Below are 6,433 nucleotides of genomic sequence, written 5' to 3' on the forward strand. Positions count from 1 at the left end.
TCCGCGCGGTCCGGGCGGCGGCGTGCGCCGGGCGCGCCGCCGTTGCCGGCCGGAGCCGCAGCCCTGGCCGGGCCGATTGCCGGGCGGGAATGCGCGATGGGCGCATATTCCAGTGGCCGACTATCCGCCGGAAAGGGAGTGAACCCCGGAACGGGAAAGTTGTTGTCCAGCACACATCCCGCCGGTCCCGAAACCCCCGAAAGGGGCGGCCCGCGGACGGGCGATGCGGATCCCGCATCGCAGCGGCGCCGGACCCGCAGCCCGCATCCGCGTGGGGCGGCTACTATTCGTTTGGACACACAACCACCGCACTGACCTGCGGAAACGCCGCCCGGGCCGCCTCCCGGGCCGCCACTTGGAGGTCTCCGGGGGGCGCGGGTGGCGGAAACCAACGCCAGGTACAGTCGTTGACACAGGGCCGGACTGCGGGAATACTCCCGTTTCATCGGGAAGTCTTAATCGGCCGGTTCGGTCGCACCTCGATATTCACACTGCGAAGTCGTTCGGTCACCAGGGCCGGCGCCTTGTGCTGTGCGCGGGCTTTGCAACGGGGGGCGATGCGGGTCGGCAACTCGTCCAACGGCACAGAAGGGCGTGCGATGCTCAACAATGATGATTCACCCTCACCAGAAGGCTTCGCCGAGGTCGTGCGGTCGCTGTTCGCCGAACCCGACTTGCGCGCGACCCTCCAGCGGATCGTCGATCTCGCGGTGACCACCGTGCCCGGCTGCGACTACGCCGGGGTGGGCCTGGTCGAGTCGCGGTCGCGGGTGCAGAGCCCCGTGGCCACCCACGACATCGTCCGCCGCAGCGACGCGCTGCAACTGGAACTGGGCGAGGGCCCCTCGCTGGATTCGATGTGGTCGGGCACCTACGTGTACCTGCCCGACCTGACCTCTTCGCGGCGCTGGCCCAAGTACGCCGCCGAAGCCGCCAAGCTGCCCATCGGCAGCCTGCTGAGCTTCCGACTGTTCACCGCCCGCGAGAGTCTGGGCGCCCTCGTCCTCTACGCCGCACGCCCGCAGGCGTTCGACGAGCACTCCCACGAGGTCGGGGTGATCTACTCCGCCCAGGCGGCCTCCGCGCTGGCGGCCAACCGGCGGATCTTCAACCTCAACCGGGCGCTGGACAGCCGCGAGACCATCGGCCAGGCGCAGGGCATCCTGATGGAACGCCACCAGATGACGGCCGAACAGGCCTGGCAGCGGCTGCAGGGCACGTCGCAGAACCTCAACGTCAAACTAGCCCGGCTCGCCGAGACCATCGCCCTCACCGGCGAAGACCCCACCGGTCCCCGCGGGTAGGCCGTGTCCTGCGGGGCCTTCGGGCGCGCCAAAGGCCCCGCGGACCGGCCGGTACACCCGTCCCGCCTCGTCCGCCTCATCCCACATAGCGCCGCGCCGCCGAGTGCCGCTGCGGTTCCTCCAGCAGCCGCAGCCCTTCCTCGACCCGGCAAGGCACGGGGCGGCGCTGGGCCAGCACCCAGCCCAGCCCGGCCAGTGCCTCGCCCACGGCGGCGGCGCTGGCGGTGTCGGGGGGCACCCGGCGCAGCACCGCGCCGGTGCGCCGCAGTGCTGCGCCCGCCGGGCGGCGCAGCCACGCGGTCCACAGCGTGTTGCGGATACCCAGGCGGCGCCGGCGGGTGCCGTCCCTGCTCCGCGAGGGGGCGTGGTGCACCTGCATGTCCTCGATCCAGCACATCCACCAGCCGGCCGCGGCCAGATCCAGCGACAGCAGTTCCTCCTCGCCGCCCAGCCACAGCCGCTCGTGGAACCCGCCGGCGGCGGTGAACGCGGCGGTGCGCAGCACGGAGGCGCCGGCGAGGATGCTGAGCAGCGCCGGGCCCGGCAGGTGCGCGGGGGCGGGCACCGGGGAGCCGCGCAGCTCGGGGGTGATGGGGTCCTCGCGCAAGTGGGGTTCGATGAGGATCCGCGCGGTGAGCGAGGCGACACCGGGGTGGGCGTCGAGCAGGTCGGCGGCCAGCGACAGCGAACCCGGTTCCCACCAGGTGTCGTCATCGCAGAAGGCCACATACGGAGTGTCCAGGGCGCCGAGGGCTTCGACGCCGAGGTTGCGCCCGACCGCGCCGAGGTTGGCTTTGGCGCGCAGCAGAGCAGCGTGCGGAAAGGCCGCGGCGACCGCATCGGCGCTGCCGTCGGCCGACCCGTTGTCGACCACCACGATCGGGGGCCGCTCGGGCAGCGCGCTGAGTCTGTCCACCGCCCTGAGCAGTTCGGGGCGGCGGTTGCGGGTGATGATAACCACACCCACGCGCGGGTCGCCCGCGGGCGGGCGGTTCACCGCCGCTCCAGCAGGCGCAGGTCGCGTTCGATGCGGGGCGGCAGGCGGCGCCGGTGCAGCAGGGCGCGCGGCAGGTCGCAGACCAGATCGGCCAGCGCACCGCGGGCTTCGGGCACGCGCGGCCAGGCGCGCGCCAGGCGCGCGGTCTCGCCCAGTGCCCGCCCGGCGGGGCGCCGCAGCAAGGACACCAGCGCCCGGTTGCGCAGTTCCAGCCGCCGCCGCCATGCGCTGGGCGGGCGGTTGGAGGACGGGTGGTGGTGCGCCCGCACCTGCGGGAGGTAGCAGGCTTCCCAGCCCAGGGCGGCCAGGTCCTGGGCCAGCAGCGCCTCTTCGTGGGTGAAGAACAGCAGGCCGCTGAATCCGCCGGCCGCGCGGAAGGCCTCGCGGCGCACGACCGCGGCGCAGGCCAGAAAGCCCAGGACGCGGGGGCCGGGCAGCCCGGGCGGTGCGGGGCCGAGGCCTGCGGCCAGCTCGGCGTTGATGGGGTCGGGGCGTTCGGTGTCGCCGACCAAGGTGGCGGCGGCGACCAGGCCCAGGCGCGGGTGGGCGTCGAAGGCGGCGGCGGCGCGCTGCAGCGCTTCGGGGGCCCACCAGGAGTCGTCGTCGCAGAAAGCGATGTAGGGGGCGGGGTTGGCGGCGACGCCGACGTTGCGGGCCGCGCATCCGCAGTTGCGCGCGAGTTCGATCACATCGGCGCGGGGATATGCCGAGCGGACAAAGGCGGCCGTTCCGTCGCGGGAGGCATTGTCGACCACGGTCACGGGAGCGCCGGGATGGGTTCGGTCAAGCCGGCGCAATGTCCGGGCAAGTTCTTCGCGGCGGTCGCGCGTGGCCACCACAATGCCCACGCGCGGCCCGGCGGCGCCGGAGCGGCCGGCGTCCGGTGGGCCGCCGCCCCGCTGTTCGGGCGGATCCGCTGTTTCCTCCACCTACCGCGCCTCCAATACTTATCCGAATCTTACGGCGCGCTGCAGCCGGAAAACCGTTTATCCCATTTCCGATTACCCGGTGGCAGTCACCTCCGACCCGTCTACCCTGCAGGTTTGCCATATAACGCGTTAATTCGCCGCAAAGCCGACGACCTACCTCCTGCCACTGGTTGGCTTTGCCGCGCATATCTCGATATGGTCAAGATTGTTGTGCAGGAGGTCCGACAGCGCGGCCTGAAGACGCCATCACGTGCGTCCCGGCCCCCGCTGCGGTGCACCACCGCACAGGAGGGGGAAGCCACATCGGCCGGCGCGGTGCACAGCGCGCCGGGTGATCCGGGAGGCAGGTGGTCGGCGGTCAACTCCGACGCGATGAGGAACGTTAGCGATGAACACATCGAGCACGCTCCGCGAACGAGAGACCGCAGTACCGCGTCCGCGCAGTTCCCGGGGGAACAACGGAAACAGCAGAACCGACGAAACCTACTACGCACGCACACGGGAGCTGTTCGGCAGGCTCAAGAGCGGCGAGGCCGGACCCGCCGAGCGCGATGAGATCTATCGGAACCTGGTGGATCTGCACGCTCCGGTGGTGCGCCGCATCGCCCGCCGCTACCGCAACCGCGGCGAGCCCGAGGAAGACCTGCGCCAAGTTGTGACAGTCGGCCTGGTACAGGCGATCCGCGACTTCAATCCCGACTACGGCAAGGAGTTCATCTCCTATGCCCTGCCGATGATGACCGGTGAGGTCAAACGCCACTTCCGCGACCGCACCTGGGCGATCCGGGTGCCGCGCAAGCACCAGGAGAAACGGCCCGAACTCAACCGGGTGACCTCGGCGTTCGCCCAGGAGCACGGGCGCTCGCCCACGGTCGCCGAAATCGCCGAACGCCTGGAGATGAGCGTCGACGACACGCTTGAGCTGATCGACGCCTCATCGGCCTACAGCGCTCTTTCCCTCGACGTGCCCTACGGGGCCGAGGAGGAGGACAAGACGTTGGGCGACACGCTCGGCGAGGAGGACCGCGAGCTGGAGAACGTCGCCGACCGGGCGTCGCTGCGCCCGGCCCTGGCCACCCTCTCCCCGCGTGATCGGCGGATCGTACTGCTGCGTTTCGCGGGCAACAAGACACAGGCGGAGATCGCCCAGATCGTGGGTCTGTCGCAGATGCACGTGTCGCGGACGCTCTCGGCATCGCTGGCCAAGCTGCGCAAGCAGTTGGTCCCCGATGTCTGAGCCGCAGGCGGAAAGCGTCCGCAGCCGCTAGATCCGCAGCCGCTGGAGCAGAGCCGGCCCCGGGACGCGATCCGGCGTCCCGGGGCCGGCTTCTGCCTGCGATGGGTCTCGATCGGTGCGCAGCCGGCACCGGGCGGCACCGGGCGGGCGTCCGGAAGGCCCGTCAGGTTCGGCCGGCCGCCGGTTCGGCCCGGTCCGGCCGGGGCGGCGGCGCCGGGGTCCGGGTGCAGGCGAACCACTCGACGGTCAGCCGCAGCCCTTCCTCCATCGGCACCAGCGGCCGCCAGCCCAGCGCCTGGGCCGCCAGGCTCGTGTCGGGGCGGCGGAACCGCGGATCGTCGGCCGGCCGCCCGACATGGGCGATGGGCGAAGCCGAACCGCAGATCGACCGCACCAGCTCGGCCAGCTGCCGCATGGACAGCTCGTGCGGGCTGCCGATGTTGACCGGGCCGGTGATGTCGGATCCGGCCAGGGCGATCAGCCCGCGCACCGTGTCGTCGACGTAGCAGACCGACCGGGTCTGCAATCCGTCCCCCGACACCGTGACGGGCTCGCCGGCCAGGGCCTGCCTGATGAACGTCGGGATCGCCCGGCCGTCGTCGGGGCGCATCCGCGGACCGTAGCTGTTGAAGATCCGGGCGATACCGGTATCGGCGCCGTAGGTGCGGTGGTAGGCCATGGTCAGCGCCTCGGCGTAGCGCTTGGCCTCGTCGTACACGCTGCGCGGGCCCACCGGGTTGACGTTGCCCCAGTAGCTCTCGTGCTGGGGGTGGTGCAGCGGGTCGCCGTAGACCTCGCTGGTGGAGGCCAGCACCGTGCGGGCGCCGTGCTCGGCGGCCAGGTCCAGCACATTGCGGGTGCCCAGGCTGCCGGCCTCCAAGGTCTCCACCGGCAGCCGCAGGTAGTCGCGCGGCGAGGCGGCCGAGGCCAGATGGAACACCGCGTCGACGGGGCCGGTGACCCGCAGCGGGTGCGTGACGTCGGCCTCCAGCGCGCTGAAGCCCGCTCGTGCGGCCAGGTGGCGGATGTTCTCGGCGGATCCGGTGGCGAAGTTGTCGACGCAGACCACCTCGGCGCCGCTGTGCAGCAGGCGCTCGCACAGGTGCGAGCCGACGAACCCGGCGCCGCCGGTGACGACGGCGCGGCCGATGTCTCCCAGACTCATGATCCCCCCTTGATCGCGGTGGCCCCCGCGGGCCGCGGCCCGGTCACGGCCACGACGTCTCCTGTGATGGGCAGACGACGAGTTCGCGCACCTCGCACCCCAGGGGCTGGGACAGGGCGAAGACGACGGCCCGGGCGACGTGCTCGGGCGGGTTGAGGCGGGCGTCGGGTCCGGGCCGGTAGGCGTCGGGGCGGTCGTCGAAGAACGCGGTGTCCATCCCGCCGGGCACCAGCAGGGTCACGCCGATGCGCCCGGCGGTCTCGGCCGCCAGGGCGCGGGTGAATCCCAGCACTCCGGCTTTCGAGGCGCAGTAGGCGGTGGCGTCGCCGACCGCGCGCACCCCCAGCGTGGAGGCGCAGTCGACGACGGTGCCGCGCGAGGCCTCCAGATGGGGCAGTGCGGCGCGGACGACCGAGGCGGTGCCGATGAGGTTGACCTGGATAACGCGCTCCCAGTCGTCGGGATCGACCTTGCCCAGCGGGCCGCAGGCGTCGGTGCCCGCGGCGTTGACGACGGCGTGCAGGCCGCCGGCCCGTTGCGCGAGCCGCTCGACGGCGCCTTCGGTTGCGGCGCGGTCGGATAGGTCGGCGAGTTCGGCTTCGCCGCCGCCGGCCGGCGCAACCCTGTCGAGGATGAGCGGGCGGCCGCCGTCGGCGGCGACGGCCTGGGCGACGGCGGCGCCGAGGCCGGAGGCTCCTCCGGTGATCAGGGTGTTGCCCAGTGGACGCATGTCGTCCTCCTTCTTTCGTGGCGGTCTCCTTGGCAGCGGGCCGGCTGCGGGCGGACCGCTCGCCGCGGCCG

Annotated in this window: 6 protein-coding genes; 2 read left to right on the plus strand and 4 right to left on the minus strand. The window is 72.2% G+C overall.

Annotation, left to right across the window (positions count from 1 at the left end):
- Positions 1-599 precede the first annotated feature (599 nt).
- On the plus strand, positions 600-1,304 hold the full coding sequence (locus ACYVD5_RS05375; protein ID WP_460999785.1) for a GAF and ANTAR domain-containing protein: 705 nt from the start codon (positions 600-602) through the stop codon (positions 1,302-1,304).
- Positions 1,305-1,380: 76 nt separating this feature from the next.
- Here ACYVD5_RS05375 and ACYVD5_RS05380 read toward each other — a convergent pair whose 3' ends face one another.
- Positions 1,381-2,301, minus strand: a complete 921-nt coding sequence (locus tag ACYVD5_RS05380) for a glycosyltransferase family 2 protein (RefSeq protein ID WP_460999786.1) — start codon at positions 2,299-2,301, stop codon at positions 1,381-1,383.
- A complete protein-coding gene (locus ACYVD5_RS05385) occupies positions 2,298-3,140 on the minus strand; it encodes a glycosyltransferase family 2 protein (RefSeq protein ID WP_460999790.1) in 843 nt (280 codons plus the stop codon). Before ACYVD5_RS05385 ends, ACYVD5_RS05380 begins: the two co-directional genes overlap by 4 nt.
- Before the next feature lie 478 nt (positions 3,141-3,618).
- Between ACYVD5_RS05385 and ACYVD5_RS05390 the strand changes: the two genes are divergently transcribed.
- Positions 3,619-4,467 (plus strand): SigB/SigF/SigG family RNA polymerase sigma factor, encoded by an 849-nt coding sequence (locus tag ACYVD5_RS05390; protein ID WP_460999787.1) that lies wholly within the window; start codon positions 3,619-3,621, stop codon positions 4,465-4,467.
- A 163-nt stretch (positions 4,468-4,630) separates the two neighbouring features.
- Here the strand turns inward: ACYVD5_RS05390 and ACYVD5_RS05395 are convergent, their stop codons facing one another.
- Together ACYVD5_RS05395 and ACYVD5_RS05400 are read right to left on the minus strand one after the other, a co-directional pair.
- Positions 4,631-5,632 carry a UDP-glucuronic acid decarboxylase family protein gene (locus tag ACYVD5_RS05395; RefSeq protein WP_460999788.1) on the minus strand — a complete coding sequence of 334 codons (1,002 nt, stop codon included), beginning with the start codon at positions 5,630-5,632 and terminating at the stop codon, positions 4,631-4,633.
- Between the two features lie 43 nt (positions 5,633-5,675).
- The gene (locus tag ACYVD5_RS05400) at positions 5,676-6,362 is read right to left on the minus strand and encodes an SDR family oxidoreductase (RefSeq protein WP_460999789.1); all 687 of its coding nucleotides are present in this window, start codon (positions 6,360-6,362) and stop codon (positions 5,676-5,678) included.
- Between the last annotated feature and the right edge of the window lie 71 nt (positions 6,363-6,433).

It is taken from the genome of Streptomonospora sediminis, from assembly GCF_054778995.1.